Source organism: Dactylosporangium sp. McL0621 (assembly GCF_049995355.1).
Classification (GTDB): Bacteria; Actinomycetota; Actinomycetes; order Mycobacteriales; family Micromonosporaceae; genus Dactylosporangium.
The window spans coordinates 12,027,122-12,052,484 of sequence record NZ_CP188259.1; the positions used below are offsets into that span (position 1 = coordinate 12,027,122).

Here is a 25,363-nt window from a genome sequence, read left to right on the forward strand (position 1 = left end):
AGATCACCACGGAGGGTGACCGACGGACCGCACAACCGGTCCGTTATCCGCGCCCCTCCCAGACCGGTTCCGGTACCTCCACCACCTCACCGTCGGCGCGGAAGAGCACGTACCGGTCGAAGGAGCGGCTGAACCAGCGGTCGTGCGTGACCGCGATCACCGTGCCGTCGAAGCCGCGCAGGCCCTCCTCCAAGGCCTCGGCGCTGGCCAGGTCGAGGTTGTCGGTCGGCTCGTCGAGCAGCAGCAGCGTCGCCCCGGACAGCTCCAGCAGCAGCACCAGGAACCGGGCCTGCTGGCCGCCGGACAGGCTGCCGAAGCGCTGGTCGGCCTGGGCCGCGAGCTCGTACCGCCCCAGCGCCGGCATCGCCTGCGGGCGCGGCAGGCCGGTGCGCCAGTCGTCGCCGCGCCAGAGGATCTCGGCGAGGGTCTTGTCCAGCAGCTCCGGGCGGTCGTGGGTCTGCGAGAAGTGGCCCGGCCGCACCCGCGCGCCGAGGCGCACCCGGCCGCCGTGCGCCACCGGCGTCATCTCCATGCCGATCTGCGGGCCGTCCGGGTCGGTGCCGCCGCGGGCCAGCAGCCGCAGGAAGTGCGACTTGCCGGTGCCGTTGCCGCCGAGGACGGCCACGCGGTCGCCGTACCAGATCTCCAGGTCGAAGGGGTAGGTCAGCCCGTCGAGCTCGAGCTGCTCGCACATGACGGCGCGTTTGGCGGTACGCCCGCCGGAAAGCCGCATCCGAATGTCCTGCTCCTTCGGCGGCGCCGGTGGCGGCCCGGCCTCCTCGAACTTGCGCAGCCGGGTCTCGGCGGCCTGCAGGCGCGAGGCCAGCCCGTCGTTGTAGGCGGCCTTCGTGCGGTACATCAGCACGAGCGCCTTGAGCTTCTCGCGCTCCTCGTCCCAGCGGCGCCGCAGCTCGTCCAGGCGCTCGTGGCGGGCGCTGCGGGCCTCGTGCCACGACGCGAACCCGCCCGGGTGCACCCACGCGGAGCCGCCCTCGACCGCGACCACGCGATCCGCGGACCGGGCCAGCAGCTCGCGATCGTGCGAGACGTACAGCACGCTCTTCGCGGACTCGCGCAGACGGTCCTCGAGCCAGCGTTTCCCCGGTACGTCGAGGAAGTTGTCCGGCTCGTCCAGCAGCAGCACCTCGTCCTCGCCGCGCAGGAGCAGCTCGAGCGCGAACCGCTTCTGCTGCCCGCCCGAGAGCGTGCGCACCGGCCGGTCGCGGGTGGCGTCCCAGGGCAGGCCCAGCGCGGCGACGCTCGCGGTGTCGAAGAGGACCTCCGCGTCGTACCCGCCCGCCTCGCCCCACGCCGCGAGCGCATTGGCGTACCTGAGCTGCGACTTCTCGGTGCCGTCGGCCAGCCCGCGCTCGGCGTCGGCCACGCGGCGGCCGATCTCGTTCAGGCGCGGCGGGGCCAGGTCGAGCGCCAGGTCGTACAGCGTCCGGTCGTCCCCGATCATGCCGATGAACTGGCGCATCACGCCCAGCCCGCCGGAGCGCGCCACGGCGCCCTCGTGCACCGGCAGGTCGCCGGCGACCATCTTCAGCAGGGTCGTCTTGCCGGCCCCGTTCGGCCCGACGAGCGCCACCTTCGCGCCCTCGCCGACCCGGAACGAGACCTCGGAGAAGAGCTCACGGCCGTCCGGCAGCGTGTGCCCGACCCCTGCGACGTCCACATATCCCACGTCTGAAGAGCTTCATCGGCAGTCGTACCTTACGAAAGCGGTTTTCCGACCTTGAGTACCCGGAAACCCTTGTCGGAGGCGTGGCGCTCGGCCGCGAAGCCCTGCTCGGCGAGCCAGCGCTGCAGCGAGTCGCCGCCGAGGTTCTTGGCCACGACCAGCCACGCGACCCCGTCCGGGGCGAGCCGGGGCAGCCAGCGCAGCAGCAGCGCGTGCAGCTCCGCCTTGCCGACCCGGATCGGCGGGTTGGACCAGATCTGCGCAAAGCTGACAGTCGCCGGCACCTCGTCGGGCATCGCCGCGACGATGCGGCGCCCGCCAGCGTTCTCCCGCACCAGCTCGAGCGCGCGCTGATTCACGTCGATCGCGTAGACCGTCGTCCGCGGCGCCGCGGTCGCGAGGACGACCGAGATCGGGCCGTACCCGCAGCCCAGGTCCAGCAGCGCGCCCTCGGTCTGCGGGCCCGGCAGCGGGGCCTCGCCGAGCAGCACCGCGGTGCCCCGGTCCAGGCCGCTCCACGAGAACACCCCGGACGCGGAGGCCAGGCGAAACTCCTGGTCCAGCGCGTGGAAGACGACCTCGTGCCGCTCGTGCGCCACCGCCGGGTCGGCCGAGAAGTAGTGCTCGCCTGCCAACATGCCCCTCCTGCCCCGCCGTTCGCAACGCATTGTCCACGCGCAGGTGACCGGCGGTTTCGGCGGCCACCCGTTCGAGAGGTACGAGACATCGCCGACAAGCCACCGCACGGCGACGTCGGCTACCCTGTGCGACATGACTTCTCGGGACGAGCAGCGCCGGAAGCGGCGCTCCGACTCGTTCCGCCGGGACGAGGCGGACGAAGCCGACAACTGGCTGGCCGGTCTACGCGGCAGCAGCCGGGGCGAGCCCGACCCCTTCTCCGCGCCGCCGCCCGACCCCTTCGACTTCGACGGGCCGGGCCCGGGTCGTCTGGAGCGCTCGGGCACGGGCGAGCGGGCCGGGTCCTTCGACCGTCCCGACCCGATGGACCGCTCGGGCTCGTTCGACCGTACGACGGCCCTGCGCCGCGTGGGCCCCGATTCGCGCACGGGCCCCGACCCGCGCACCGGCGACCTGCGCTCCGATCCCCGCACGGGCGACCTCCGCTCGGACCCACGCACCGGCGACCTCCGCTCGGACCCACGCTCGGGCGACCTGCGCTCCGACTCCCGGGGCGGCGATCCGCGCACGGGCGATCTCCGTGACGCGCGCGGTGGCGACCCCCGCACCGGTGAGGTGCGCGGCCGCCGCTCCCGCGACGAATCCCCCAGCGGCGTCTTCGGCCCGGGCGCGCTCCCGCCGGCCCCGCCCCCGGCCCGCCCGGCCAACGTCGACGGCTGGTCGACCCCGGACGCCACCGCCCCGGGCGGCCGCCGCCGGGCCGCCGACGACTCCCCGAGCGGCACCTTCGGCCGGATGCCGGCGCCCCCGGCCCGCCCCCCGCTCGACCAGCAGATCCCCGTCCCGCCCGCGAGCGACGAGCCGCGCGGCCGGCGGCGGGCCCGGGAGCGCGATGCGCAGTCGTACGATCGCGGTCCGGAGCTGACCCCGATCATCAAGCCCCTCACCGAGCTGGCCGCGGCCGCCCCGACGGCCGACCCGCCGCCGCTGGTGCCGATCTTCCCGAACATGCGCCCGGACTCGGCCCCGACGAGCGGCGCCGCCCGCCGGGCCCGCCGCGCCGCCGAGGAGCAGCCGGCCGCGTACGCCGACCCACGCACCGGCGGCCTCGGCCCTCGGACCGGCGACCTCGGCCCCCGGACCGGCGACCTCACGACCCGTGGTGGCGCGAACGGGGCCCGTGGCGGCGCGAACGGCGCCCCGGGCGACCTGAGCGGCGCCCGGGGCGACCTGAGCGGCCGCGGTGGCATGAGCGGCGACCTGGGCCCCCGCGGCGGCGCGAACGGCGACCTGAGCGTCCGGGGCGGCCTGACCGGCGACCTGGGCCCCCGCGGCGGTGAGCGCGCCGCCGACGTGACCGGTGGTGGGCGCCGCCGGGCCGCCGACGACTCGCCGCGCACGGGAGACCTGGGCGGCCGCCGACGCGCGGCCGAGCCCGACGCCGACCCCCGCCGCAACGGCTTCGGGGACGAGGCGAACGGCGGGCACGGTGTGCCGTACGCCGGCGAGACCACGATGTTCCGCCCCGGCGACGACAGCGGCGTGCGGCGGCGGCGCGACGCCACCCGGGACGCGGCCGACGGCGCGCGCACGAACGGCTCCGCCCGCGTGTACGGCGTCCCGCCGGCCGACGCCCCCGCGCGCGGCTTCGAGGACGCGGGCCCGCGCAGCGGCGCGCCGTACGCGGGTGAGACGACGATGTTCCGGCCCGGCGAGGACCCGCGCGGGCGCCGGAGCCGCCCGCCGTACGACGACGAGCCACGCGGCTTCGAGGACACCGGCCGCCGCGCCCGCGCCGGGTTCGAGGCCGCGGCCCCGCCCGAGACCGTGCGTCGCGACGAGAGCGGCGTGCGACGGCGCGACGAGGCGATGCGGCGCCGGCCCGCGTACGACGAGCCCCCGCAGCAGCGCCGCGCGCCCGACGACGAGATGGGCTACGACCCGTACGACGAGCCGTCCGGCGTGCGTAGGCGCGGCCGGGGCACGGGCGAGTACACCGGCGAATACACCACCGGGGGGACCAAGCGCGCCCTGCGCGAGTCGCCCCGCCGCTCCGACCGCGGCGGACCGCCCGACCGTGACGACCGGCTCGACCGCCCCCGGGCCGTCGTCGACCCGGTGCGCCCCGGGCCGCGTCCGCACCGGTGGGTCGCCACGCTCAGCGCGATCGCGGTGCTGGTCGTGCTCGGCGCGTGCGGCGTGGGCACCTGGTTCATCTTCAAGGACGAGAAGAACGGCCCGGACTCGGCCAAGTCCGGCTCGTCGTCGGCGCCGCAGAAGCGCGACATCAGCAGCCGCGACGTGGACCCGAAGGCGCTGACCGAGGCCGAGGTGTTCCCGAGCAACAACATCGTCGCGGTGCCCGACGAGCCGCCGTATGTCATCCTCGCCACCAAGGCGTCCAACGACTGCAAGGCGGCCGCGACCGAGCAGCTGGCGACCCTGCTGGCGGGCGCGGGGTGCACGGAGGTCGTGCGCGCGACGATGAAGTCGCCGAACCAGGAGTACCTCATCACGGCCGGCATCTTCAACGTGACGAGCGAGCAGGTCGCGGCCAAGACCTTCGACGGGATCAAGCCGATCGTCGACGGCCAGAAGGGCCGGTTCGCGGGCATGAGCGTGGGCGCGGGCACCGGCACCGACGCCCTCGTGCGCGCGCCGACGCAGCTCGGGTGGAACTACAAGGGGCACTTCATCACGTACTGCGTGATCGCCCGCGTCGACGGCAACAACTTCGCCCAGGGCGACCCGTACCCGAACCAGATCACGTACGACATCGTCGAGACGTACCTGGACAACGGGATCATCGAGAACCGCTCGGTCATCCAGCCCGAGGCGACCCCGGCCGCGTCCCTGCCCGCCTCGGCGCCGTCGAACTAGCCCTGTCGCCTGCCAATTCGGGCGTAAGCCGCAGCGCGCGAAAAATGCTGAAATAAGCGATAAGTCGCGGCGCGGAGCGCCCGACTTATCGAACACGCGGTGCGGCGTCCGGCTTGACGGTTGGCCGCGGTGCGCAGACTGCAAGGCGTAGCTTTGCGAGCCGGCCGGGGCGCCGACAGGGGTCAGAGGTCGCGGCGCCGGCGGGTCAGTTCCGCCCGCGCCCGCAGCGCGGCCGCGTCCGCCGGGTACGTCACCTCGACCAGCGTCAGGCCGTGCGCCGGCGCCACCATCACCTCGTCGGCCCGGACCGTCCGCGTGAGCAGCGCGCCCGGCCACGAGGTCGGCCGCCGGCCGTCCCCCGCCACCAGCTGGGCCCCCACCAGGCTGCGCACCATCGACCAGCAGAACGCATCCGCCGACACGGTGGCCACCACGATGCCGTCGGCGTCGCGGCGCCAGTCCATCCGCGACACGGCGCGGATCGTGCTCGCGTGCTCCTTGCGCCGGCAGAACGCGGCGAAGTCGTGCTCGCCCACCAGGCCCGCCGCGGCCTCGTTCAGCCGGGCCAGGTCCAGGGGGCGCGGCCAGGCCAGGGTGTTGCGGCGGCGGAGGGGCTCGGCACCGAAGGGGGCGTCCGTCACGCGGTACTCGTACCGCCGCGCCAGCGCCGAGAAGCGCGCGTCGAACTCCGGCGGCACCGCGGCCGCGGCCAGGACGCGCACGTCGGGCGGGAGGAGCCCGGCCAGCTTGTGCACGAGCGCGGCCTCCAGCGCGGCCCAGCGCTCCTCGGCGACCTCGATGTGGCACACCTGCCCGGTCGCGTGCACGCCCGCGTCCGTGCGCCCCGCGACCGTCAGGCCCTCCACCGAGCCGAAGAGGCGCTCCAGCACCCCCAGGAGCTCGCCGGCGACCGTCCGGCGGCCCGGCTGCACGGCCCACCCGGAGAAGTCGGTGCCGTCGTAGGAGACGTCCAGGCGGACGCGAACGCTCATGGGGTACAACTCCCAAAAGAAGGCCCGGCACCCCCGAAAGGGTGCCGGGCCGACAAACCTCGACCGGTGATCAGGCCTTGGTCTCTTCGTCCTTCGCCTCGGTGTCGCCCTCGTCCGAGGACGACGACGCGGCGGCCGGGGCCGGGGTCTCGTCCTCGTCCGCGTCGCCGGCGAGCACCGCGATCGAGTCGGCCTTGGCGGCCTTACGAGCGGCGGTCTTGCGCGGCGCCTTCGGGGCGGCCACCTCGAGCTCCTCGACCAGCTCGATGATCGCCATCGGAGCCGCGTCGCCCTTGCGGGGGCCCGTCTTCACGATGCGGGTGTAGCCACCCGGCCGGTTGCTGAACCGCGGCGCGATCTGGTCGAACAGCTGGAACACCACGTCCTTGTCCCGCACCACGGAGAGCGCTTGACGGCGCGCGTGCAGGTCGCCGCGCTTGGCCTTGGTGATGAGCTGCTCGGCGAGCGGGCGCAGCCGCTTGGCCTTCGTCTCGGTCGTCGTGATGCGCCCGTGCTTGAACAGCGACGTGGCGAGATTCGCCAGCATCAGCCGCTCGTGCGCGGGGCTGCCGCCGAGGCGGGGACCTCTGGTGGGCGTGGGCATTGTTGGGACTCCTCTAATACAGCGGCTGAACTACAGCTGCTCGGTCTCGCGGTAGTCGTCGGCGTCGTAGTCCACCTCGGCGAAGGAGTCCACGACGTGGGCCGGGTCGAACGTCGGGGCGGAGTCCTTCAGACCCAGGCCCATCCCGGCGAGCTTCATCTTGACCTCGTCGATCGACTTCTGACCGAAATTCCTTATATCGAGGAGGTCGGCTTCCGTGCGGCTGATCAGCTCCCCCACGGAGTTGATGCCCTCACGCTTGAGGCAGTTGTACGACCGGACGGTGAGGTCCAGCTCCTCGATCGGCAGCGCCAGGTCGGCCGCGAGCTGCGCGTCCTGCGGCGACGGGCCGATGTCGATGCCCTCGGCGGTCTCGTCCAGCTCGCGCGCGAGGCCGAACAGCTCCACCAGCGTCGAGCCGGCCGAGGCCAGCGCGGTACGCGGGGTCAGCGACGCCTTGGTCTCGACGTCGATGATGAGCCGGTCGAAGTCGGTGCGCTGCTCGACACGGGTCGCCTCGACGCGGTACGTCACCTTGAGCACCGGCGAGTAGATCGAGTCGACCGGGATGCGCCCGATCTCCTGGCCCTGCTGCTTGTTCTGGTTGGCCGTCACGTAGCCACGGCCCCGCTCGACCGTGAGCTCCATGTCGAGACGGCCCTTGCCGTTGAGCGTGGCCAGCTTCAGGTCGGGGTTGTGCACGGAGACGCCGGCCGGGGGCTGGATGTCGCCCGCGGTGACGTCGCCCGGGCCCTGCTTGCGCAGGTACATCGAGACCGGCTCGTCCAGCTCGGAGCTGACGCACAGCTCCTTGATGTTCATGACGAGCTCGACCACGTCCTCCTTGACCCCGGGGATCGTGGTGAACTCGTGCAGCACGCCGTCGATCTTGATGCTGGTGACCGCCGCGCCCGGGATCGAGCTGAGCAGGGTGCGCCGCAGCGAGTTGCCGAGGGTGTACCCGAAGCCCGGCTCGAGGGGCTCGATGGTGAACTTGGAACGGACCTCGCTGATCGACTCTTCGGCGAGGCTGGGCCGCTGTGAGATGAGCACGTTCTTTTCCTCCAGTTCGTTGCGCGCCCGCTATATGACGCGCTCCGGATCGGCGGTGGCCGCACGGCCTACGCCTGGTCTGGCTCGATGACGCTTCGCGATGATCGACCCGGACCAGGCTCCGCCGACAATGTTGCTACTTGCTGTAGAGCTCGACGATGAGCTGCTCCTGGACCTGGGTGTCGATGACCTGCCGGGCCGGCAGGCTGTGCACCAGGACCTTGAACTCGCTCGGGATGAACTCGAGCCAGGCCGGGACGGTCTTGCTGCCCGCGAGGCCCTGCGCGATCTGGAACGGGGTGAGCTCCCGCGACTTCTCCCGCACCTGCACGATGTCGTGCTCACGCAGGCGGTACGACGGGATGTCGACCTTCCGGCCGTTGACCACGATGTGGCCGTGCTTCACGAGCTGGCGGGCCGCGTCGCGCGACGTGGCCAGGCCGGCCCGGTACACGACGTTGTCCAGCCGCGACTCGAGGATGCGCAGCAGCTCCTCGCCGGTCTTACCCGGCTTGGCCACGGCCTCCTCGTAGTAGCCGGCGAACTGACGCTCCAGCACGCCGTAGATGCGGCGGGCCTTCTGCTTCTCGCGCAGCTGCAGGAGGTACTCGGTCTCCTTCGGCCGGCCGCGGCCGTGCTGGCCGGGCGGGAAGGGACGCGACTCGAACGGGCACTTCGGCCCGTCGCACTTGCTGCCCTTGAGGAACAGCTTCATCTTCTCGCGCCGGCAACGGCGGCAGTCGGCACCTGTATAGCGAGCCATAGTTCGTCTCTTCCCTTAGACCCGGCGGCGCTTCGGCGGACGGCAGCCGTTGTGCGGCTGCGGCGTGACGTCAGAGATCTGCCCGACCTCCAGGCCCACGGCCTGCAGCGAGCGGATCGCGGTCTCCCGGCCGGAGCCAGGGCCCTTGACGAACACGTCGACCTTGCGCATGCCGTGCTCCATCGCGCGGCGAGCGGCGGCCTCGGCGGCCAGCTGCGCGGCGAACGGGGTCGACTTGCGCGAGCCCTTGAAGCCCACCTGGCCGGCCGAGGCCCAGGAGATGACGGCACCGGTCGGGTCGGTGATCGACACGATCGTGTTGTTGAACGTGCTCTTGATGTGCGCCTGCCCGTGGGCGACGTTCTTGCGTTCCTTGCGCCGGACCTTCTTGACAGCGGTCGCGCCGGCGCGAGCCTTCGGCGGCATTCTCTATGCGCTCCTAGATTCGTTTCTGATCTCGACCGGCGGGATTACTTCTTGCCCGGCTTCTTCTTGCCGGCGACCGTGCGCTTCGGACCCTTGCGGGTGCGCGCGTTGGTCCGGGTGCGCTGACCGCGCACCGGCAGGCCCTTACGGTGCCGGATACCGGCGTAGCAGCCGATCTCGACCTTGCGGCGGATATCCGCGGCGACCTCGCGGCGCAGGTCGCCTTCAACTTTGTAGTTCGCCTCGATGTGGTCGCGCAGCTGCACGACCTCTTCATCGGTCAGGTCCCGGGCCCGCTTGTTCGGGTCGATTCCGGTGGCGGCCAGGGTCTCGACGGCCCGGGTACGCCCGATGCCGTAGATGTAGGTGAGTGCGATCTCCGTGCGCTTTTCGCGCGGGAGATCGACACCGACGAGACGTGCCATAGGTGGGCGTGCTCCTCAAGTGTGCGGAGGTCTGTACCCGCTCCACTCCCGTCTGCCCACAGACGGGCCCTGGCCTCCGACCAAGGGTGCACCCCACGCAGGCCACGCCGAATCGGCGGGCCGCCCGAGGCTGGAACGGGCAAATAACTGAAGCGGGTGCTAGGGACTCAGCCCTGGCGCTGCTTGTGGCGCGGGTCGGTGCTGCAGATGATCATGACCCGGCCGTGCCGCCGGATGACCCGGCAGTTGTTGCAGATCCGCTTGACGCTCGGCTTGACCTTCACGGTTTGCCTAACTCTCGCTGCGTGCGCGCTCGTACGAACGGGCACGACAGAACCCGACCGTTAACTGGGTACCGGATACCGATTACTTGTAGCGGTAGACGATGCGCCCGCGGGTGAGGTCGTAGGGCGAGAGCTCCACGACAACACGGTCCTCGGGCAGGATGCGGATGTAGTGCTGCCGCATCTTGCCGCTGATGTGCGCCAAGACCTTATGGCCATTGGCGAGCTCCACCCGGAACATCGCGTTCGGAAGTGGCTCGATCACTCGGCCCTCGATCTCGATGGCCCCGTCTTTCTTCGGCATGTCCTCCGCTACCTGACATCGGGTCTGGTGGTTGACGCTCGCATCCATTTCTCCAGGCCAGAAGGCCTGAAGCCAGCCGCGGCTCCGGTCCTGCCACTAGAAGCGCGTGGGGGCATGCCGGAGTGGACGCTTTGCGCCAATGGGCAAGTCTACGCGTGTGCGCCCCGTGCACCAAATCGGGGCCTGCAGCCGGCGGAAACGGACCGGCCGAGCGGTGTTTCAGCTGTCGCGGTAGCGCCGCTGGTTGCTCTCCGGGTTGTGGCCGAGCGCCTTGACCGAGAAGGTCGAGGCGAGCAGCACCGCACCCCAGGGGCCCGCGACCCACATCGGCCAGAAGTAGACGGGCTCGCCGGCGGACAGGCTCACCAGGGCCCAGATGACCACGTTGACCGACACGGCGACGAGCCAGGCGCTCCAGATGCCGACCAGCCACTTGGGGTTGCCGTCACCCGACCGGCGGGGCCGCTCGTCCGGCTCGTCGGCGACGGGCTCGCTGGGCTCCAGCTGCGAGCCGCCCATCGGATGGAAGCCGGGGAGGTCCTTGAGGATGTCGTCCAGGTCGCCGTAGGTCCGCGCGGAGTACGTCTCCTTGAGCCGGTCGTCGTACTCGCCGAGCGACAGCCGGCCCTCGTCGAGTGCCGCCTTCAGACGCTCCGCCACGAACTGCCGATCCACATCGGCCGCGCGCAGGTCTTCCCGCCGGTCTGCCACCGCTCCCCCTTCGGACACTGCACACAGCATCGCACCGAGGCACGTGCACCTCCACCCCGGCTTTTCCCTTACTCGCCGGCCGGCACCGGCTCACGGGCGGTGACCAGGTCACCGAGGCGGGAACGACCCCCGTCGTGGGCGGTGAGCACCCAGACGCCGTCGTCGCAGAGAGCCATGGTGTGCTCGACGTGCGCCGCGACCGAGCCGTCGACGGTCACCACGGTCCAGCCGTCGTCGAGCTCAGCGACCTTCGGCTTCCCCTTGGTGATCATGGGCTCGATGGCCAGCGCGATGCCCGGACGCAGCATCGGGCCCTTGCCCGGGCGGCCGGAGTTCTGCACGAAGGGGTCTTGGTGCATGGCGCTGCCGATGCCGTGCCCGCCGTAGCCCTCGACGATGCCGAAGCGGCTGGCCTTGCGGATCGCCGACTGGATGGCGAACGAGATGTCGGTCAGCCGCCCCTTGCCCGAACGCGCCCCGCGAGCGGCCGCGGCGATGCCGGCCCACATGGCGTCCTCGGCGACCCGCACGAGCCGCAGCAGATCCGGGTGTACCTCACCGACGCCGACCGTGATCGCGGCGTCTCCGTGCCACCCGTCGAGGTCCGCGCCGCAGTCGATGGAGATGAGGTCACCCTCGTGCAGCACCTGCCGCGGGCTCGGGATTGCGTGGACGACCTGGTCGTTGACCGAGGAGCAGATCGACGCCGGGTACCCGTGGTAGCCCTTGAAGGACGGCACGGCACCCGCGGACCGGATGGTCTCCTCGGCGATGCGGTCGAGCTCGGCGGTGGAGACGCCGGGCGCGACCGCGGCCCGCATCCGCTCCAGTGCGTCGGCGACGACCAGCCCGGCACGGCGCATGAGGCCGATCTCTTCGGGCGTCTTGAGCTCGATCTCGAGCTGGTGAGGGGCCATGAAACTTACCCGTCGTGTTGTTCAGGCGCCGTAGGAGCGCAGGGCGTCGATCGCGCGCACGGTGACGTCCTCGACCGGACCCGTCGCGTCGATGCCCACCAGCTTGCCCTGTGCGCCGAAGTAGTCCACCAGCGGCGACGTGTCGCGGGCGTAGACCTTCAGCCGCTCGGCGATGGTCTCGGCCTTGTCGTCGTCGCGCTGGAACAGCTCGCCGCCGCACCGGTCGCAGACCTCGTCGTGCGTCGGCGCGTCGAACTCGACGTGCCAGATCTTGCCGCAGCCACGGCAGGTCCGCCGGCCCGAGAGCCGGCGGATGACCTCTTCGTTCTCCACGACGAGCTCGAGGACGATGTCCAGGCCGGTGCCGAGGTCGGCCAGCAGCTTGTCGAGCGCGTTGGCCTGCGGCACCGTGCGGGGGAAGCCGTCGAGCAGGAAGCCGTCGACCGCGTCGCCCTCGGCCAGCCGGTCGGACACCATGTTGATCGTGACCTCGTCGGGCACCAGCTGGCCGGCGTCCATGTAGCGCTTGGCCTCTACGCCGAGCGGCGTGCCCTGCCCGACGTTCGCGCGGAAGATGTCGCCGGTGGAGATTTTGGGCACGGCGAGATGCGCGGCGATGTACTCGGCCTGGGTCCCCTTGCCCGCCCCGGGGGGACCTACCAGCACCAGCCTCACTACCGGAGGAACCCTTCGTAGTTGCGCTGCATCAGCTGGCTCTCGATCTGCTTCACCGTTTCGAGGCCAACACCAACAATAATGAGGACCGCCGTGCCGCCGAACGGGAAGTTCTGCAGAGCCTGCCCGCCGCCCACGATCCCGATGAGCAGGTTGGGCAGGATCGAGATGATGCCCAGGTAGAGCGCGCCGGGGAGGGTGATGCGGCTGAGGATGAAGTCAAGATACTCGGCGGTCGGCTTGCCCGGGCGGATGCCGGGCACGAAACCACCGTACTTCCGCATGTTGTCCGCCACCTCGGTCGGGTTGAAGGTGATGGACACGTAGAAGTACGTGAAGAAGATGATCAACAGGAAGTAGATCGAGATGTGCCAGGCGCTGTTCTGCGGCACGATGTTCCGGTTGATCCACAGGATCGTCTTGTTCGTCGAGCTGGTGCCGGCGAAGGACGTGATCAGCTGCGGGATGTAGAGCAGCGACGAGGCGAAGATGACCGGGATGACACCCGCCTGGTTGACCTTCAGCGGGATGTAGGTCGAGGTGCCGCCGTACATGCGCCGGCCGATCATGCGCTTCGCGTACTGCACCGGGATGCGCCGCTGGGCCTGTTCGAGGAAGACCACGAAGGCGATGACGACGACCGCCAGGCCGACGATCACGAAGAACGTGGTCTTGTTGTCCTGCCAGATCTGGATGCCCTCGAGCGGGAGCCGGGCCGCGATCGAGGTGAAGATGAGGACGGACATGCCGTTGCCGACGCCGCGGTCGGTGACCATCTCACCCAGCCACATGATGACGCCGGTGCCGGCGGTCATGGTGACGACCAGGGCGGTCAGCGTCAGCCACATCGGGATCTTGCCGGTGTCCGGGATGATCGGGTACTGCGACTGGTCGCAGGCGCCGCCGAAGAGCTGGCCGGACCGCGCCAGGGCGACGAACGCCGAGGCCTGCAGGATGCCGAGCCCGAGGGTCAGGTACCGCGTGTACTGCGTGATCTTCGCCTGGCCGGACTGGCCTTCCTTGCGCAGCTGCTCAAGGCGCGGGATCACCACCGTCAGCAGCTGGAGGATGATGCTCGCGGTGATGTAGGGCATGATGCCCAGCGCGAACACCGACAGCTGGAGCAATGCCCCACCGGAGAACAGGTTCAACAGGGTGAAGACCTGGTTGTCCTTGCTGTTCTCGACGATGTTGAGGCACTTCTGCACGTTGCCGTAGGACACGCCCGGGCTGGGCAGCGTCGCGCCGAGCCGGTAGATGCCGATCATCAGCAACGTGAACAGGATTTTCTTGCGCAGGTCAGGCGTTCGGAACGCACTAACAAAGGCGGAGAGCAACTTCATCCTCCTGCGCAAGGCGGCCGGTCGTTCGGCCGACGAGGTGGGGTCCGGGTGGTGCTTGGGACGCTGTCGAACGTATGAGTCGAGCGTGTTACTGCGCAACGGACTCTAACAGGATGTCCGGGGCACATCACGTCCGGCTTTTGAGGCGCCGCGTGGCGCCCACCGGGACGGTGGACGCCACGATAGCGTTCTATTCGCTGTCGCCGCCGAGCAGCTTCACAGAGCCGCCGGCCGCCTCGATCTTATCTTTGGCCGTCGCGCTGAACTTGTGCGCGCTGACCTGCAGCTTCACGCCGCCGAGCTCCCCGTCACCGAGGACCTTGACCAGCTCGCCCTTGCGGACGGCGCCGGCGTCGACCAGCTCGGGCACGCCGATCTCGCCGCCCTGCGGGAAGAGCTCCGCGAGGCGTGCAAGATTCACAACCTGGAACTCGATCCGGTTGCGGTTGCGGAAGCCCTTGAGCTTCGGCAGGCGCATGTGGAGGGGCATCTGCCCACCCTCGAACGCCGCCGAGATGTTCTTGCGGGCCTTGGAGCCCTTGGTACCACGACCGGCGGTCTTGCCCTTGGAGCCCTCACCGCGACCCACACGGGTCTTCGCGGTCTTGGCACCCGGGGCGGGCCGCAGGTGGTGCAGCTTGATCGTCATCGGATTACTCCACCTCTTCCACGGTGACGAGGTGCGCCACAGTGTGGATCATGCCGCGGATCTCCGGGCGGTCCTCCTTGACGACCACGTCGCGGATCCGCTTCAGGCCGAGCGAACGCAGCGTGTCCCGCTGGTTCTGCTTGCCCCCGATCTCGGACCGGATCTGGGTCACCTTCAGACGGGCCATGGCTATGCCCCCGCCCCGGCACGTGCGGCCAGCATGGCGGCCGGCGCGACGTCCTCGACCGGCAGGCCACGGCGCGCGGCCACGGCCTCCGGCGACTCGAGCATCTTCAGCGCCGCCACCGTCGCGTGGACGATGTTGATGGCGTTGGAGGAGCCGAGGCTCTTGGACAGCACGTCGTGGATGCCCGCGCACTCCAGGACGGCACGGACCGGGCCGCCGGCGATGACGCCCGTACCGGCGGAGGCCGGCTTGAGCAGCACGACACCGGCCGCGTCCTCGCCGATCACCGGGTGCGGGATGGACGCCGCGAGCCGCGGAACCTTGAAGAAGTGCTTCTTGGCCTCCTCGACGCCCTTGGCGATGGCCGCGGGCACCTCCTTGGCCTTTCCGTAGCCGACGCCGACCGTGCCGTCGCCGTCGCCGACGATGACCAGGGCGGTGAAGCTGAAGCGACGACCACCCTTTACGACCTTGGCAACACGGTTGATCGCGACGACCCGCTCGAGGTGGGGGGTCTTCTCGGCGGGCGCGTTACCACGACCGCCGCCGTCACGACGATTTTCGCGACGGCCGCCACCACCTTCTTGGGTGTTACCGGACCCGCCGCCCCTGCGCTGAGGACCAGGCATGAACGTTTCTCCTTTTTAGAACTCGAGTCCGGCTTCGCGGGCGGCGTCCGCCAGGGCCGCGAGGCGCCCGGCGTACTTGTTGCCACCACGGTCGAAGACGACCTTGCCAACACCCGCGGCCCGGGCCCGCTCGGCGAGCAGCTTGCCCACCTTCGCCGCCTGGGCCTTCTTGTCGCCTTCGGTGCCACGGATGGTCGCGTCGAGCGTCGAGGCCGAGGCCAGCGTGTGGCCCTTGAGGTCGTCGACGATCTGCGCCGTGACGTTCCGCAGCGAACGGGTGACCACCAGGCGAGGACGCTCGGCGGTACCACCCACGTGCTTGCGGATGCGGAAGTGCCGGCGAGCACGCCCCGTGCGGCGCGCGGCGGCAACGCCACCGGAGTTGCGGCGCTTGAGCAGCGTGGCGCTCATTTCTTACCAGCCTTTCCGGCCTTGCGGCGGATGACCTCGCCCTGGTACCGCACGCCCTTGCCCTTGTACGGCTCCGGCGGGCGAATCTTGCGGATGTTGGCGGCGACCTCGCCGACCTGCTGCTTGTCGATGCCGGCGATGTGGAACACCGTCGGCTTCTCGACCGAGAAGGTGATCCCCGGCGGCGGCGTGACCAGCACCGGGTGCGAGAACCCGAGCGCGAACTCGAGGTCACTGCCCTTGGCGGTCACGCGGTAACCGGTACCGGCGATCTCCAGGCTCTTGCGGTAGCCCTCGGTGACGCCGATCACCATGTTGGAGATCAGCGTGCGCGAGAGGCCGTGCAGCTCCTTGGACTTCCGCTCGTCGTTCGGGCGGACGACGTTGAAGCTGCCATCCTCGGCCCGCTCGACCGTGATCGGCTCGGCCAGCGTGTGGGACAGCTCGCCCTTGGGGCCCTTGACGGTGATGCGCGGACCGTCGACCTTGATGTCGACGCCGCTGGGCACCGTGATCGGCTTACGTCCGATTCGAGACATGTGATGCCTTCCCTTACCAGACGTAGGCGAGGACTTCCCCGCCCACCCCTCGCTTGCGAGCCTGCTTGTCGGTCAGCAGACCCTGGGACGTCGAGATGATGGCCACGCCAAGGCCGCCGAGCACGCGCGGCATCTCGACCGACTTCGCGTAGACGCGGAGGCCGGGCTTCGACACGCGCCGGATGCCGGCGAGGCTGCGCTCACGGTTCTGGCCGTACTTGAGGTCGACGACAAGGGTCTTGCCGACCTTGCCTTCCTCGGGGTCCTGAACCAGCCACGCGGACACGTAGCCCTCGGCCTTGAGCACCTCGGCGATGTTCGCCTTGATCTTCGAATATGGCATCGACACCCGGTCGTGGTACGCCTGGTTGGCGTTGCGCAGACGGGTCAGCATGTCTGCGATCGGGTCGGTCATGGTCATGGGTTTGTTTGCCTTTCTCGCCGCGGTTCCGCACCGGCTCGGTGGGCCTGCGGCGAAGGAGGATTACCAGGAAGCCTTGGAAACGCCGGGCAGTTCGCCCCGGTGCGCCATCTCGCGGATGCACACGCGGCACAGGCCGAACTTGCGGTAGACGGCCTTGGGCCGGCCGCAGCGCTGGCAGCGGGTGTAAGCGCGGACCGCGAACTTGGGCTTCGCGGCGGCCTTGAGGACAAGGGCCTTCTTCGCCATGGTCAGTTCTCCCTAGTTCTCACGGAAGGGGAAGCCGAGCAGCTTGAGCAGCGCGCGACCCTCCTCGTCCGTGCGGGCGGTGGTGACCACGGTGATGTCCATCCCTCGCGGCCGGTCGATGCGGTCCTGGTCGATCTCGTGGAACACCGACTGCTCGGTGAGACCGAACGTGTAGTTGCCGTTGCCGTCGAGCTTGCGCCCGTCCAGACCGCGGAAGTCGCGGATACGCGGCAGCGCGATCGACAGCAGCCGGTCCAGGAACTCCCACATCCGGTCGTTGCGCAGGGTGACCTTGGCGCCGATCGGCATGCCCTCGCGCAGCTTGAACTGCGCGATCGACTTGGTCGCCCGCCGGACCTGCGGCTTCTGGCCCGTAATGGTGGCCAGGTCGCGCACCGCGCCGTCGATGAGCTTGGAGTCGCGAGCAGCCTCGCCGACACCCATGTTCACGACGACCTTCACCACGCCCGGGATCTGCATGACGTTGGCGTACTTGAACTGCTCCCGCAGAGCGCCCGCGATCTCGTCGCGGTAGCGCTGCTTCAGGCGCGGGTTCACCTTCTCGACCGTCGTCATCACAGTTCCTTACCCGAACGGCGGGACACGCGGGTCTTCAGGCCGTTCTCGTCCTCGCGGGAGCCGACGCGGGTGGCGTTGCCGTCCGAGTCGATCACCATCACGTTGGAGATGTGGATCGGGGCTTCCTGCGTCACGATGCCGCCGGTCTTCGAGCCCCGCTGGGTGGTGCGGATGCGGGTGTGCTTCTTGACCCGGTTGACGCCCTCGACGACGACCTTGTCCTCGCGCGGCATAGCCGAGAGGACCTTGCCGCGGGACCCCTTGTCCTTGCCGGCGATGACGAGGACGGTGTCGCCCTTTTTCACCTTCATGGCTACAACACCTCCGGCGCGAGCGAGATGATCTTCATGAAACGCTTGTCCCGGAGCTCACGCCCGACCGGGCCGAAGATACGGGTACCGCGCGGGTCGCCGCCATCCTTGATGATCACGGCGGCGTTCTCGTCGAACCGGATGTACGAACCGTCCGGCCGGCGCCGCTCCTTCGTGGTGCGGACGACGACGGCCTTGATCACGTCGCCCTTCTTCACGCCGGCGCCCGGAATGGCGTCCTTCACCGTAGCCACGATGATGTCGCCGATGCCTGCATAGCGGCGGCCGGAGCCACCGAGCACACGGATGCACAGAATTTCCCGGGCACCCGTGTTGTCGGCGACGCGCAGCCGCGACTCCTGCTGAATCACGCTTGTCTCCTAATGTCTGCCAGTTCTCGGCGCCGGGCACGCCCGGCGCCGAGCTTGGCGGAACGACGGCCTTACTTGGCCTTTTCGAGGATCTCCACGACCCGCCAGCGCTTGGTCGCCGACAGGGGGCGGGTCTCCATGAGCAGCACCCGGTCACCGACGCCGCACGCGTTCTGCTCGTCGTGCGCCTTGAGCTTGCTGGTGCGGCGCATGACCTTGCCGTACAGCGGGTGCTTGACCTGGTCCTCGACCGCCACGACGACGGTCTTGTTCATCTTGTCGCTCACCACGAGGCCCTCGCGGACCTTGCGGCGGCCGCGCACCTCGGTCTCGGTGCCCGACTCGGTCGTCTGCTCGCTCATGTTCACGCCACCTCAGCCACAGCGTCGGGCGCGGCCGAAAGTCCCAGCTCGCGCTCGCGCATGATCGTGTAGATCCGGGCGATGTCCCTGCGGATGGTCTGCAGACGCCCGTGGTTGTCCAGCTGGCCGGTGGCCGACTGGACGCGGAGGTTGAACAGCTCCGCCTTGGCTTCCCGCAGCTTCTCGACCAGGCCCTCGTCGGACATATCCCGCAGCTCGGTCGCCTTGATACCGGCGGCCATCACACATCAGCCCCTTCGCGCGTGACGATCCGGCACTTCAGCGGAAGCTTGTGGATCGCGCGGCGCATTGCTTCCCGGGCGATCTGCTCGTTCGGGAACGACATCTCGAAGAGGATCCGGCCCGGCTTGATGTTGGCCACCCACCACTCCGGCGAACCCTTGCCGGAACCCATGCGGGTCTCGGCCGGCTTCTTGGTGATGGAGCGGTCCGGGAAGATCGTGATCCAGACCTTGCCACCACGGCGGATGTGCCGGGTCATGGCGATACGGGCCGCCTCGATCTGGCGGTTCGTGATGTACGCGGGCTCGAGAGCCTGAATACCGAACTCGCCGAAGACCACTCGCGTGCCGCCCTTGGCCGGACCGTGACGGTCCGGGTGGTGCGGCTTGCGGAAGCCCTTCGGGGGCTTACGAGGGATAAGCATTCGTCAGCCCTCCTGCTGCGTCTCTGCCGGAGCGGGCGCGGCCTCGGCGGCCGGAGCGCTCTCGGTGGCGGCGGCCTGTGCGTGCGCGGCGGCCGCGGCGCGACCGGCCTCGGTGCCACCGGCGGTCGTACCGGACGAGCCGGAACGACCGCGGCGCGGACGCTCGGGCCGGTCGGGACGCTCACGGCGGCCACGCGGAGCGGCGGCCTCGGCCGGCGCCTCGCGACCCGGAACGGCGTCGCCCTTGTAGATCCAGACCTTCACGCCGATGCGGCCGAAGGTCGTACGGGCCTCGAAGAAGCCGTACTCGATGTTCGCGCGCAGCGAGTGCAGCGGCACGCGACCCTCGCGGTAGAACTCGGTACGGCTCATCTCCGCGCCGCCGAGACGGCCGGAGACCTGCACCCGAATTCCGCGCACGAGCGGGTTCTTCATGGCCGACTGCATCGACTTGCGCATCGCGCGGCGGAAGCTGACGCGGCTGGACAGCTGCTCCGCGACGGCCTGCGCAACGAGCTGCGCGTCCGACTCCGGGCTCTTCACCTCGAGGATGTTGAGCTGCACCTGCTTGCCGGTGAGCTTCTCGAGCTCGGCGCGGATGCGGTCCGCCTCGGCGCCCTTACGGCCGATCACGATACCCGGGCGGGCCGTGTGGATGTCCACGCGGACCCGGTCGCGGGTGCGCTCGATGTCGACCTTGGCGATGCCGGCGCGCTCCAGGCCCTTGGACATCATCCGACGGATCTTGACGTCCTCGGCGATGTAGTCCTTGTAGAGCTTGTCCGCGTACCAGCGCGACTTCCAGTCGGTGCTGATGCCGAGCCGGAACCCGTGCGGGTGAACCTTCTGACCCATTACTCGGTCCCTTCCTCGGCGTCAGCCTCGTCGGCGTCCGCCTTCGTGGCCTCCGCCTGCTTGGCGGGCGCGGCCTTCTTGGCCGGAGCCTTCTTCGCACCCGCCTTCTTCGCGGGCGGCGAGTCGACCTCGTCGACCTCGTCGACCTCCGGCGTCACGGCCTTCGCGGCCTTGGTCGCCTTGGCCACGCCGGCCTTCGCCGCGCGGGCCTGGGCGGCCGGGACGCTCTCGACCACGATCGTGATGTGGCTGGTGCGCTTGCGGATCCGGTACGCCCGGCCCTGCGCCCGCGGCCGGAACCGCTTGAGCGTCGGGCCCTCGTCGACGTACGCCGCCGCGACCAGGAGCGAATCGGGGTCGAGACGCTCGTTGTTCTCTGCGTTGGCGATGGCGCTCGCAAGCACCTTGTAGACCGGCTCGCTCGCCGACTGCGGCGCGAACTGCAGCACCGTGAGCGCCTCGCGCGCGGGCAGGCCGCGCACAAGGTTCACCACACGGCGCGCCTTCATCGGCGACACGCGCACGTGCCGCGCGATTGCCCGCGCACCGGGCAGCGCCGCCTCGCTCTTCGTTGGCATCGGGAAATCCTCTTGATTCCTATCGGCTGCCTTAGCGGCGGCGGCTCTTCCGGTCGTCCTTCTCGTGACCCTTGAACGTGCGGGTCAGCGCGAACTCGCCGAGCTTGTGCCCGACCATCGCCTCGGTCACGAAGACCGGTACGTGCTTGCGCCCATCGTGGACGGCGATCGTGTGCCCGAGCATCTCGGGGACGATCGTCGACCGGCGCGACCAGGTCTTGATGACGTTCTTGGAATTCTTGGCGTTCTGGACTTCCACCTTCTTGATCAGGTGGTCGTCAACGAACGGGCCCTTCTTCAGGCTGCGAGGCATTGCTCAGGCTCCTTAGCCGCGCTTCCGGGTGGCGTAACGCCGACGGACGATGAGACGGTCGCTCGGCTGGCCCTTGCGCCGCGTGCGGCCCTCCGGCTTGCCCTTCGGGTTGACCGGGTGGCGGCCACCAGAGGTCTTGCCCTCACCACCACCGTGCGGGTGGTCGATCGGGTTCATCGCGACACCACGGACGGTCGGGCGCTTGCCCTTCCACCGCATGCGGCCGGCCTTGCCCCAGTTGATGTTCGACTGGTCGGCGTTGCCGATCTCGCCGACGGTGGCACGGCAGTGCACGTCGACACGCCGGATCTCGCCCGAGGGCATGCGCAGCGTGGCGTACTGACCCTCGCGGCCCAGCAGCTGGATGCCGACGCCGGCCGAGCGGGCCAGCTTGGCGCCGCCGCCCGGGCGCAGCTCCACCGCGTGGACGGTGGTGCCGACCGGGATGTTGCGCAGCGGCAGGTTGTTGCCCGGCTTGATGTCCGCGCCGACGCCCGCCTCGACCTGGTCGCCCTGCTTGAGGTCCTTCGGGGCGATGATGTAGCGCTTCTCGCCGTCGGCGTAGTGCAGCAGGGCGATGCGCGCGGTGCGGTTGGGGTCGTACTCGATGTGCGCGACCTTGGCGGGAATCCCGTCCTTGTCCGCGCGCCTGAAGTCGATCAACCGGTACTGGCGCTTGTGCCCGCCGCCCTGGTGCCGAGCGGTGACCCGCCCGTGCACGTTGCGGCCGCCCTTGTTCGGCAGCGGCACGAGCAGCGACTTCTCCGGCGTCGATCGGGTGATCTCCGCGAAGTCGGCAACGCTCGAACCACGACGACCGGGCGTCGTCGGCTTGTACTTACGGATAGCCATCGTCTATACCCCTCAGCTGACCGGTCCGCCGAAGGCTTCGATCCGGTCACCCTCGGCGAGCTTCACCATCGCCCGCTTCGTGTCCTTGCGCTTGCCCCAACCCGTGCGGGTGCGCTTGCGCTTGCCTTCGCGATTGATGGTGTTGACCGACAGGACGCGGACGTTGAAGATCTGCTGGATCGCGATCTTGATCTCGGTCTTGTTGGCGTCCGGGTGCACCAGGAACGTGTACCAGTTGCGGTTGAGCTCGCTGTAGCTCTTCTCCGAGACCACCGGCTGGATGATCACGTCACGCGGGTCTGCGATCGTCGCCATGGCTCAGCCCTCCTCGTTGGTGTCGGCGTCGGCGCTCGCGCCGGACTCGGCCGGAACCCCGAGGAACTCGTCCAGCGCCGCGGTGGTGAACACCACGTCGTCGGCCACGAGCACGTCGTGGGTGTTGAGCTGGTCGGCGACCAGCAGGTGCACCGACTGCTCGTTGCGCAGGCTCAGCCAGTTGGCCTCGTCGTCGCGGGCGAGCACCACCAGGACCCGGCGGGCCTCGGTGATGCCGCGGAGCGCGGTCAGCGCGTCCTTCGTCTTCGGCGACTCGCCCTCGACGAAGGTCTCGACGACGTGGATGCGACCCTCGCGGGCGCGGTCCGAGAGCGCACCGCGCAGGGCGGCGGCCTTCATCTTCTTGTTCACCCGCTGGGTGTAGTCGCGCGGCACGGGGCCGTGGACCACGCCACCACCGGTGAACTGCGGCGCGCGGATCGAGCCCTGGCGGGCGCGACCGGTGCCCTTCTGCTTGTAAGGCTTCTTGCCGCCGCCGGCGACCTCGCCGCGGCTCTTCGCCTTGTGCGTGCCCTGGCGGGCGGCGTTGAGCTGGGCGACGACGACCTGGTGCAGCAGCGGAATGCTGGCCTGGGCGTCGAAGATGTCGTCGGGGAGCTCGACGGAGCCGTTGGTGGTGCCGTCGGCCTTACGAACGTCGACGGTGCTCATCGCGTGATCCCGCCCTTCTGCGCCTTCGTCTCGACCTTGGCCGCGGTGCGCAGGAGCACGAGGCTGCCCTTCGGGCCGGGGACGGCGCCCCGGATCAGGATCAGACCCTGCTCGGCGTCGACCGCCTGAACCGTGAGGTTCTGCACGGTGAAGCGCGCGCCACCCATGCGACCGGCCATCCGCACGCCCTTGAAGACGCGACCGGGGGTCGCGCAGGCGCCGATGGAGCCGGGCGAGCGGTGCTTGCGCTCGACACCGTGGCTGGCCCGCAGACCGTGGAAGCCGTGCCGCTTCATGACGCCGGCGTAGCCCTTGCCCTTGGTGCGGCCGGTCACGTCGATGCGCTGGCCGGTGGCGAACGTGTCGGCGCTGATCTCCTGGCCGAGCGCGTACTCGCCGGCGTCGGTGGTGCGCAGCTCGACCACGTGCCGGCGCGGCGCGACGTCCGCCTTGGCGAAGTGGCCGGCGCGCGGCTTGTTGACCTTGCGGGGGTCGATCTGGCCCCAGGCCAGCTGGACCGCCGAGTAGCCGTCGTTGTCGGGCGTGCGCACCTGGGTCACGACGCACGGGCCGGCCTGGACCACGGTCACGGGGACAACCTTGCCGTTGTCCCAGACCTGGGTCATGCCGAGCTTCTCACCCAGGATGCCCTTGACTTGCCTGTCCATAAGTCAGAGTCCCTACAGCTTGATCTCGATGTCGACGCCGGCCGGAAGGTCGAGCCGCATGAGCGAGTCGACCGTCTTCGGGGTGGGGTCGATGATGTCGATCAGACGCTTGTGCGTGCGCATCTCGAAGTGCTCGCGCGAGTCCTTGTACTTGTGCGGCGAGCGGATCACGCAGTAGCGGTTGATCTCAGTGGGCAGCGGCACCGGCCCAGCGACCTGAGCCCCGGTGCGCGTGACCGTCTCGACGATCTTCCGCGCCGAGGAGTCGACGACCTCGTGGTCGTAGGCCTTGAGCCGGATGCGGATCTTCTGTCCCGCCATGGTGGCTTCAGTTCCCTCTCTCATGCGGGGCCTCGCAGCCCCGCCAAACCCCGCAGGGTCCGGTGCCGCCTATTGATTTTGTCCGACCCCCGCGGTCGGGCGTGTCGCGGCCAAGGGCCAGGCTCCGCCACACGCGATTTCCGCTGTGGAGACCAACCCCAGGGCGTGCCACGCCCAGTCGAGGGGATCAGCGCCGGCCCACTGGACCGACGCCGCGCAGAAGCGGTCGAGACTTCTCAGCGAGCGTCTCGACCGCCCCACGACGCAACCCGACCATTATGCCGCATGTACTGCGACAAAGTGAAATCGGGGTACCTCTGGTGCTACTTGATGATCTTCGTCACACGGCCGGCGCCGACGGTGCGGCCACCCTCGCGGATCGCGAAGCGGAGGTTTTCCTCCATCGCGATGGGCTGGATGAGCTGCACCGACATGCTGGTGTTGTCGCCCGGCATGACCATCTCGGTGCCCTCGGGCAGCGTGACGACGCCGGTGACGTCCGTGGTGCGGAAGTAGAACTGCGGCCGGTAGTTCTGGAAGAACGGGGTGTGCCGGCCACCCTCCTCCTTGGAGAGGATGTAGACGGTCGCCTCGAACTCGGTGTGCGGGGTGTTGCTGCCCGGCTTCACCACGACCATGCCGCGCTCGACGTCCTCGCGCTTGATACCACGCAGGAGCAGACCGACGTTCTCGCCGGCACGCGCCTCGTCGAGGATCTTGCGGAACATCTCGATCGCCGTGCAGGTGGTCTTCATCGACTTGGCCTTGATGCCAACGATTTCGACCTCCTCGTTCGGCTTGAGGATGCCACGCTCGACGCGACCGGTCACGACCGTGCCACGACCGGTGATCGTGAAGACGTCCTCGACGGGCATGAGGAACGGCTTCTCGGTCTCACGCTCGGGCTGCGGGATCGCGGTGTCGACCGCGTTCATCAGCTCCAGCAGCGCGCCGGTCCACTGCTCGTCGCCCTCGAGCGCCTTCAGCGCCGAGACACGCACGACCGGAGCGTCGTCGCCCGGGAACTCCTGGCTCGACAGCAGCTCACGGACCTCGAGCTCGACGAGCTCGAGGAGCTCCTCGTCCTCGACCATGTCGCTCTTGTTCAGCGCCACGACGATGTACGGCACACCGACCTGGCGGGCCAGCAGCACGTGCTCGCGGGTCTGCGGCATCGGGCCGTCGGTCGCCGCCACCACCAGGATCGCGCCGTCCATCTGCGCGGCACCGGTGATCATGTTCTTGATGTAGTCGGCGTGACCCGGGCAGTCGACGTGCGCGTAGTGCCGGTTCGCGGTCTGGTACTCGACGTGCGCGATCGAGATCGTGATACCGCGGGCCTTCTCCTCCGGCGCCTTGTCGATCTCGTCGAAAGGCGTGTAGGGGTTGAGGTCCGGGAACTCGTCGTGCAGCACCTTGGTAATGGCCGCCGTCAGCGTCGTCTTACCGTGGTCGATGTGACCGATGGTGCCGATGTTGACGTGCGGCTTAGTCCGCTCGAACTTCGCCTTCGCCACTGGTGTCCTCCTGTGGACTTCTTGGTTCACGGTGCGCCGACGCTGGAAGCGCCGACGCACCCGGTCGACTTGGGTCTGGCCGGCTCCAAAAAACTTGAAGCCTCAGCCCCGCTGACACAGCCTCACGGCCATTACCGGCGAGTGCAGGCCCGGTCCGACTCGAACTCCGCGTAGCGGCCTACGAGCCGGACTGGGAA

At 69.6% G+C, this 25,363-nt stretch carries 36 protein-coding genes and 1 pseudogene; 1 reads left to right on the forward strand and 36 read right to left on the reverse strand.

From position 1 onward, the window contains the following. Window positions 1-43: 43 nt before the first annotated feature. A complete protein-coding gene (locus tag ACPPVO_RS57005; RefSeq protein ID WP_360374609.1) occupies window positions 44-1,687 on the reverse strand; it encodes an ABC-F family ATP-binding cassette domain-containing protein in 1,644 nt (547 codons plus the stop codon). A 29-nt stretch (window positions 1,688-1,716) separates the two neighbouring features. Next, window positions 1,717-2,319, reverse strand: a complete 603-nt coding sequence (locus ACPPVO_RS57010; protein WP_426514896.1) for a class I SAM-dependent methyltransferase — start codon at window positions 2,317-2,319, stop codon at window positions 1,717-1,719. Window positions 2,320-2,455: 136 nt separating this feature from the next. Between ACPPVO_RS57010 and ACPPVO_RS57015 the strand changes: the two genes are divergently transcribed. Continuing rightward, window positions 2,456-5,203, forward strand: a complete 2,748-nt coding sequence (locus tag ACPPVO_RS57015; RefSeq protein ID WP_426508091.1) for a hypothetical protein — start codon at window positions 2,456-2,458, stop codon at window positions 5,201-5,203. Window positions 5,204-5,385: 182 nt separating this feature from the next. Here ACPPVO_RS57015 and truA read toward each other — a convergent pair whose 3' ends face one another. From truA to tuf, 34 genes and pseudogenes are all read right to left on the reverse strand, one after another. Next, window positions 5,386-6,195, reverse strand: coding sequence for a tRNA pseudouridine(38-40) synthase TruA (gene truA / locus ACPPVO_RS57020; RefSeq protein ID WP_426508093.1), 810 nt, complete (start codon window positions 6,193-6,195; stop codon window positions 5,386-5,388). 70 nt (window positions 6,196-6,265) lie between these two features. After that, entirely contained in the window at window positions 6,266-6,799 is a 534-nt protein-coding gene (gene rplQ / locus ACPPVO_RS57025) for a 50S ribosomal protein L17 (RefSeq protein ID WP_360374615.1), read from the reverse strand. Between the two features lie 30 nt (window positions 6,800-6,829). Continuing rightward, the gene (locus ACPPVO_RS57030; RefSeq protein WP_350611890.1) at window positions 6,830-7,852 is read right to left on the reverse strand and encodes a DNA-directed RNA polymerase subunit alpha; all 1,023 of its coding nucleotides are present in this window, start codon (window positions 7,850-7,852) and stop codon (window positions 6,830-6,832) included. 136 nt (window positions 7,853-7,988) lie between these two features. Beyond that, window positions 7,989-8,615 (reverse strand): 30S ribosomal protein S4, encoded by a 627-nt coding sequence (gene rpsD / locus ACPPVO_RS57035; protein WP_360374618.1) that lies wholly within the window; start codon window positions 8,613-8,615, stop codon window positions 7,989-7,991. 15 nt (window positions 8,616-8,630) lie between these two features. Continuing rightward, entirely contained in the window at window positions 8,631-9,041 is a 411-nt protein-coding gene (rpsK, locus tag ACPPVO_RS57040) for a 30S ribosomal protein S11 (protein WP_033357646.1), read from the reverse strand. Window positions 9,042-9,085: 44 nt separating this feature from the next. Then, window positions 9,086-9,466, reverse strand: coding sequence for a 30S ribosomal protein S13 (gene rpsM / locus ACPPVO_RS57045; RefSeq protein ID WP_360374620.1), 381 nt, complete (start codon window positions 9,464-9,466; stop codon window positions 9,086-9,088). A gap of 167 nt (window positions 9,467-9,633) precedes the next feature. After that, the gene (gene rpmJ, locus ACPPVO_RS57050; RefSeq protein WP_091262778.1) at window positions 9,634-9,750 is read right to left on the reverse strand and encodes a 50S ribosomal protein L36; all 117 of its coding nucleotides are present in this window, start codon (window positions 9,748-9,750) and stop codon (window positions 9,634-9,636) included. Window positions 9,751-9,832: 82 nt separating this feature from the next. Beyond that, complete coding sequence (gene infA, locus ACPPVO_RS57055) at window positions 9,833-10,054, reverse strand: translation initiation factor IF-1 (RefSeq protein ID WP_007073013.1); 222 nt, start codon at window positions 10,052-10,054, stop codon at window positions 9,833-9,835. 219 nt (window positions 10,055-10,273) lie between these two features. Beyond that, window positions 10,274-10,765 (reverse strand): DUF1707 SHOCT-like domain-containing protein, encoded by a 492-nt coding sequence (locus ACPPVO_RS57060; protein WP_426508098.1) that lies wholly within the window; start codon window positions 10,763-10,765, stop codon window positions 10,274-10,276. Window positions 10,766-10,833: 68 nt separating this feature from the next. After that, on the reverse strand, window positions 10,834-11,682 hold the full coding sequence (gene map, locus ACPPVO_RS57065) for a type I methionyl aminopeptidase (protein WP_426508100.1): 849 nt from the start codon (window positions 11,680-11,682) through the stop codon (window positions 10,834-10,836). Between the two features lie 21 nt (window positions 11,683-11,703). Further along, on the reverse strand, window positions 11,704-12,357 hold the full coding sequence (locus tag ACPPVO_RS57070; RefSeq protein WP_426508102.1) for an adenylate kinase: 654 nt from the start codon (window positions 12,355-12,357) through the stop codon (window positions 11,704-11,706). Continuing rightward, entirely contained in the window at window positions 12,357-13,694 is a 1,338-nt protein-coding gene (gene secY, locus ACPPVO_RS57075) for a preprotein translocase subunit SecY (protein ID WP_360374897.1), read from the reverse strand. Before secY ends, ACPPVO_RS57070 begins: the two co-directional genes overlap by 1 nt. A gap of 196 nt (window positions 13,695-13,890) precedes the next feature. Next, window positions 13,891-14,349 (reverse strand): 50S ribosomal protein L15, encoded by a 459-nt coding sequence (gene rplO, locus ACPPVO_RS57080; RefSeq protein WP_426508104.1) that lies wholly within the window; start codon window positions 14,347-14,349, stop codon window positions 13,891-13,893. 4 nt (window positions 14,350-14,353) lie between these two features. Continuing rightward, a complete protein-coding gene (gene rpmD / locus ACPPVO_RS57085) occupies window positions 14,354-14,536 on the reverse strand; it encodes a 50S ribosomal protein L30 (RefSeq protein WP_360374631.1) in 183 nt (60 codons plus the stop codon). 2 nt (window positions 14,537-14,538) lie between these two features. Beyond that, window positions 14,539-15,165: a 30S ribosomal protein S5 gene (rpsE, locus tag ACPPVO_RS57090; RefSeq protein ID WP_426508106.1), complete on the reverse strand. Its 627-nt coding sequence runs from the start codon at window positions 15,163-15,165 to the stop codon at window positions 14,539-14,541. Between the two features lie 15 nt (window positions 15,166-15,180). Then, window positions 15,181-15,576: a 50S ribosomal protein L18 gene (gene rplR, locus ACPPVO_RS57095; protein WP_360374635.1), complete on the reverse strand. Its 396-nt coding sequence runs from the start codon at window positions 15,574-15,576 to the stop codon at window positions 15,181-15,183. Next, window positions 15,573-16,115 carry a 50S ribosomal protein L6 gene (rplF, locus tag ACPPVO_RS57100; RefSeq protein WP_360374637.1) on the reverse strand — a complete coding sequence of 181 codons (543 nt, stop codon included), beginning with the start codon at window positions 16,113-16,115 and terminating at the stop codon, window positions 15,573-15,575. Before rplF ends, rplR begins: the two co-directional genes overlap by 4 nt. A gap of 13 nt (window positions 16,116-16,128) precedes the next feature. Continuing rightward, window positions 16,129-16,536 (reverse strand): 30S ribosomal protein S8, encoded by a 408-nt coding sequence (gene rpsH / locus ACPPVO_RS57105; RefSeq protein WP_426508109.1) that lies wholly within the window; start codon window positions 16,534-16,536, stop codon window positions 16,129-16,131. A gap of 63 nt (window positions 16,537-16,599) precedes the next feature. Continuing rightward, window positions 16,600-16,785 (reverse strand): type Z 30S ribosomal protein S14, encoded by a 186-nt coding sequence (locus tag ACPPVO_RS57110; protein WP_190249376.1) that lies wholly within the window; start codon window positions 16,783-16,785, stop codon window positions 16,600-16,602. Between the two features lie 12 nt (window positions 16,786-16,797). Further along, a complete protein-coding gene (rplE, locus tag ACPPVO_RS57115; protein ID WP_360374642.1) occupies window positions 16,798-17,361 on the reverse strand; it encodes a 50S ribosomal protein L5 in 564 nt (187 codons plus the stop codon). Continuing rightward, complete coding sequence (gene rplX, locus ACPPVO_RS57120; RefSeq protein WP_426508112.1) at window positions 17,361-17,675, reverse strand: 50S ribosomal protein L24; 315 nt, start codon at window positions 17,673-17,675, stop codon at window positions 17,361-17,363. Before rplX ends, rplE begins: the two co-directional genes overlap by 1 nt. 2 nt (window positions 17,676-17,677) lie before the next feature. Beyond that, window positions 17,678-18,046, reverse strand: a complete 369-nt coding sequence (gene rplN, locus ACPPVO_RS57125; protein WP_426508114.1) for a 50S ribosomal protein L14 — start codon at window positions 18,044-18,046, stop codon at window positions 17,678-17,680. A 71-nt stretch (window positions 18,047-18,117) separates the two neighbouring features. Continuing rightward, the gene (gene rpsQ / locus ACPPVO_RS57130; RefSeq protein ID WP_360374646.1) at window positions 18,118-18,408 is read right to left on the reverse strand and encodes a 30S ribosomal protein S17; all 291 of its coding nucleotides are present in this window, start codon (window positions 18,406-18,408) and stop codon (window positions 18,118-18,120) included. A gap of 2 nt (window positions 18,409-18,410) precedes the next feature. Then, window positions 18,411-18,650: a 50S ribosomal protein L29 gene (gene rpmC, locus ACPPVO_RS57135; RefSeq protein WP_360374648.1), complete on the reverse strand. Its 240-nt coding sequence runs from the start codon at window positions 18,648-18,650 to the stop codon at window positions 18,411-18,413. Further along, on the reverse strand, window positions 18,650-19,075 hold the full coding sequence (gene rplP, locus ACPPVO_RS57140; RefSeq protein WP_190249381.1) for a 50S ribosomal protein L16: 426 nt from the start codon (window positions 19,073-19,075) through the stop codon (window positions 18,650-18,652). Before rplP ends, rpmC begins: the two co-directional genes overlap by 1 nt. 3 nt (window positions 19,076-19,078) lie before the next feature. Next, entirely contained in the window at window positions 19,079-19,930 is an 852-nt protein-coding gene (rpsC, locus tag ACPPVO_RS57145) for a 30S ribosomal protein S3 (protein WP_426508117.1), read from the reverse strand. A gap of 137 nt (window positions 19,931-20,067) precedes the next feature. Beyond that, window positions 20,068-20,508 (reverse strand): annotated as a pseudogene (gene rplV / locus ACPPVO_RS57150) (50S ribosomal protein L22); the annotation flags it as partial. Between the two features lie 31 nt (window positions 20,509-20,539). Then, complete coding sequence (rpsS, locus tag ACPPVO_RS57155) at window positions 20,540-20,821, reverse strand: 30S ribosomal protein S19 (protein WP_190249384.1); 282 nt, start codon at window positions 20,819-20,821, stop codon at window positions 20,540-20,542. Window positions 20,822-20,833: 12 nt separating this feature from the next. Then, window positions 20,834-21,673: a 50S ribosomal protein L2 gene (gene rplB, locus ACPPVO_RS57160; RefSeq protein ID WP_360374653.1), complete on the reverse strand. Its 840-nt coding sequence runs from the start codon at window positions 21,671-21,673 to the stop codon at window positions 20,834-20,836. A 12-nt stretch (window positions 21,674-21,685) separates the two neighbouring features. Then, the gene (gene rplW, locus ACPPVO_RS57165) at window positions 21,686-21,988 is read right to left on the reverse strand and encodes a 50S ribosomal protein L23 (protein WP_033357665.1); all 303 of its coding nucleotides are present in this window, start codon (window positions 21,986-21,988) and stop codon (window positions 21,686-21,688) included. Window positions 21,989-21,991: 3 nt separating this feature from the next. Then, window positions 21,992-22,660 carry a 50S ribosomal protein L4 gene (rplD, locus tag ACPPVO_RS57170; protein ID WP_360374656.1) on the reverse strand — a complete coding sequence of 223 codons (669 nt, stop codon included), beginning with the start codon at window positions 22,658-22,660 and terminating at the stop codon, window positions 21,992-21,994. After that, window positions 22,657-23,328 (reverse strand): 50S ribosomal protein L3, encoded by a 672-nt coding sequence (gene rplC / locus ACPPVO_RS57175; protein ID WP_360374658.1) that lies wholly within the window; start codon window positions 23,326-23,328, stop codon window positions 22,657-22,659. Before rplC ends, rplD begins: the two co-directional genes overlap by 4 nt. A gap of 12 nt (window positions 23,329-23,340) precedes the next feature. Next, on the reverse strand, window positions 23,341-23,649 hold the full coding sequence (rpsJ, locus tag ACPPVO_RS57180; RefSeq protein ID WP_018347762.1) for a 30S ribosomal protein S10: 309 nt from the start codon (window positions 23,647-23,649) through the stop codon (window positions 23,341-23,343). Between the two features lie 323 nt (window positions 23,650-23,972). Then, window positions 23,973-25,166, reverse strand: a complete 1,194-nt coding sequence (gene tuf, locus ACPPVO_RS57185; protein WP_360374660.1) for an elongation factor Tu — start codon at window positions 25,164-25,166, stop codon at window positions 23,973-23,975. Between the last annotated feature and the right edge of the window lie 197 nt (window positions 25,167-25,363).

What these genes read in the sequence shown, in the direction of transcription:
- rplD (WP_360374656.1), bottom strand. Translation starts at nt 22,660, where the DNA reads ATGAGCACCGTCGACGTTCGTAAGGCCGACGGCACCACCAACGGCTCC.
- map (WP_426508100.1), bottom strand. Translation starts at nt 11,682, where the DNA reads ATGGCCCCTCACCAGCTCGAGATCGAGCTCAAGACGCCCGAAGAGATC.
- ACPPVO_RS57015 (WP_426508091.1), top strand. Translation starts at nt 2,456, where the DNA reads ATGACTTCTCGGGACGAGCAGCGCCGGAAGCGGCGCTCCGACTCGTTC.
- rplP (WP_190249381.1), bottom strand. Translation starts at nt 19,075, where the DNA reads ATGCTTATCCCTCGTAAGCCCCCGAAGGGCTTCCGCAAGCCGCACCAC.
- rpsH (WP_426508109.1), bottom strand. Translation starts at nt 16,536, where the DNA reads ATGACCATGACCGACCCGATCGCAGACATGCTGACCCGTCTGCGCAAC.
- infA (WP_007073013.1), bottom strand. Translation starts at nt 10,054, where the DNA reads ATGCCGAAGAAAGACGGGGCCATCGAGATCGAGGGCCGAGTGATCGAG.
- rplW (WP_033357665.1), bottom strand. Translation starts at nt 21,988, where the DNA reads ATGGCGACGATCGCAGACCCGCGTGACGTGATCATCCAGCCGGTGGTC.
- rpsJ (WP_018347762.1), bottom strand. Translation starts at nt 23,649, where the DNA reads ATGGCGGGACAGAAGATCCGCATCCGGCTCAAGGCCTACGACCACGAG.
- rplO (WP_426508104.1), bottom strand. Translation starts at nt 14,349, where the DNA reads ATGACGATCAAGCTGCACCACCTGCGGCCCGCCCCGGGTGCCAAGACC.
- ACPPVO_RS57110 (WP_190249376.1), bottom strand. Translation starts at nt 16,785, where the DNA reads ATGGCGAAGAAGGCCCTTGTCCTCAAGGCCGCCGCGAAGCCCAAGTTC.
- rplC (WP_360374658.1), bottom strand. Translation starts at nt 23,328, where the DNA reads ATGGACAGGCAAGTCAAGGGCATCCTGGGTGAGAAGCTCGGCATGACC.
- rplQ (WP_360374615.1), bottom strand. Translation starts at nt 6,799, where the DNA reads ATGCCCACGCCCACCAGAGGTCCCCGCCTCGGCGGCAGCCCCGCGCAC.
- rplE (WP_360374642.1), bottom strand. Translation starts at nt 17,361, where the DNA reads ATGACGACGGTCGAGAAGGTGAACCCGCGCCTGAAGCAGCGCTACCGC.
- rpsS (WP_190249384.1), bottom strand. Translation starts at nt 20,821, where the DNA reads ATGCCTCGCAGCCTGAAGAAGGGCCCGTTCGTTGACGACCACCTGATC.
- truA (WP_426508093.1), bottom strand. Translation starts at nt 6,195, where the DNA reads ATGAGCGTTCGCGTCCGCCTGGACGTCTCCTACGACGGCACCGACTTC.
- rpsK (WP_033357646.1), bottom strand. Translation starts at nt 9,041, where the DNA reads ATGCCGCCGAAGGCTCGCGCCGGCGCGACCGCTGTCAAGAAGGTCCGG.
- rplX (WP_426508112.1), bottom strand. Translation starts at nt 17,675, where the DNA reads ATGAAGGTGAAAAAGGGCGACACCGTCCTCGTCATCGCCGGCAAGGAC.
- rpmC (WP_360374648.1), bottom strand. Translation starts at nt 18,650, where the DNA reads ATGGCCGCCGGTATCAAGGCGACCGAGCTGCGGGATATGTCCGACGAG.
- rplB (WP_360374653.1), bottom strand. Translation starts at nt 21,673, where the DNA reads ATGGCTATCCGTAAGTACAAGCCGACGACGCCCGGTCGTCGTGGTTCG.
- rplR (WP_360374635.1), bottom strand. Translation starts at nt 15,576, where the DNA reads ATGAGCGCCACGCTGCTCAAGCGCCGCAACTCCGGTGGCGTTGCCGCC.
- rplF (WP_360374637.1), bottom strand. Translation starts at nt 16,115, where the DNA reads ATGTCTCGAATCGGACGTAAGCCGATCACGGTGCCCAGCGGCGTCGAC.
- rpmD (WP_360374631.1), bottom strand. Translation starts at nt 14,536, where the DNA reads ATGGCCCGTCTGAAGGTGACCCAGATCCGGTCCGAGATCGGGGGCAAG.
- rpsE (WP_426508106.1), bottom strand. Translation starts at nt 15,165, where the DNA reads ATGCCTGGTCCTCAGCGCAGGGGCGGCGGGTCCGGTAACACCCAAGAA.
- rpsM (WP_360374620.1), bottom strand. Translation starts at nt 9,466, where the DNA reads ATGGCACGTCTCGTCGGTGTCGATCTCCCGCGCGAAAAGCGCACGGAG.
- rpsD (WP_360374618.1), bottom strand. Translation starts at nt 8,615, where the DNA reads ATGGCTCGCTATACAGGTGCCGACTGCCGCCGTTGCCGGCGCGAGAAG.
- rpsC (WP_426508117.1), bottom strand. Translation starts at nt 19,930, where the DNA reads ATGGGTCAGAAGGTTCACCCGCACGGGTTCCGGCTCGGCATCAGCACC.
- rpsQ (WP_360374646.1), bottom strand. Translation starts at nt 18,408, where the DNA reads ATGAGCGAGCAGACGACCGAGTCGGGCACCGAGACCGAGGTGCGCGGC.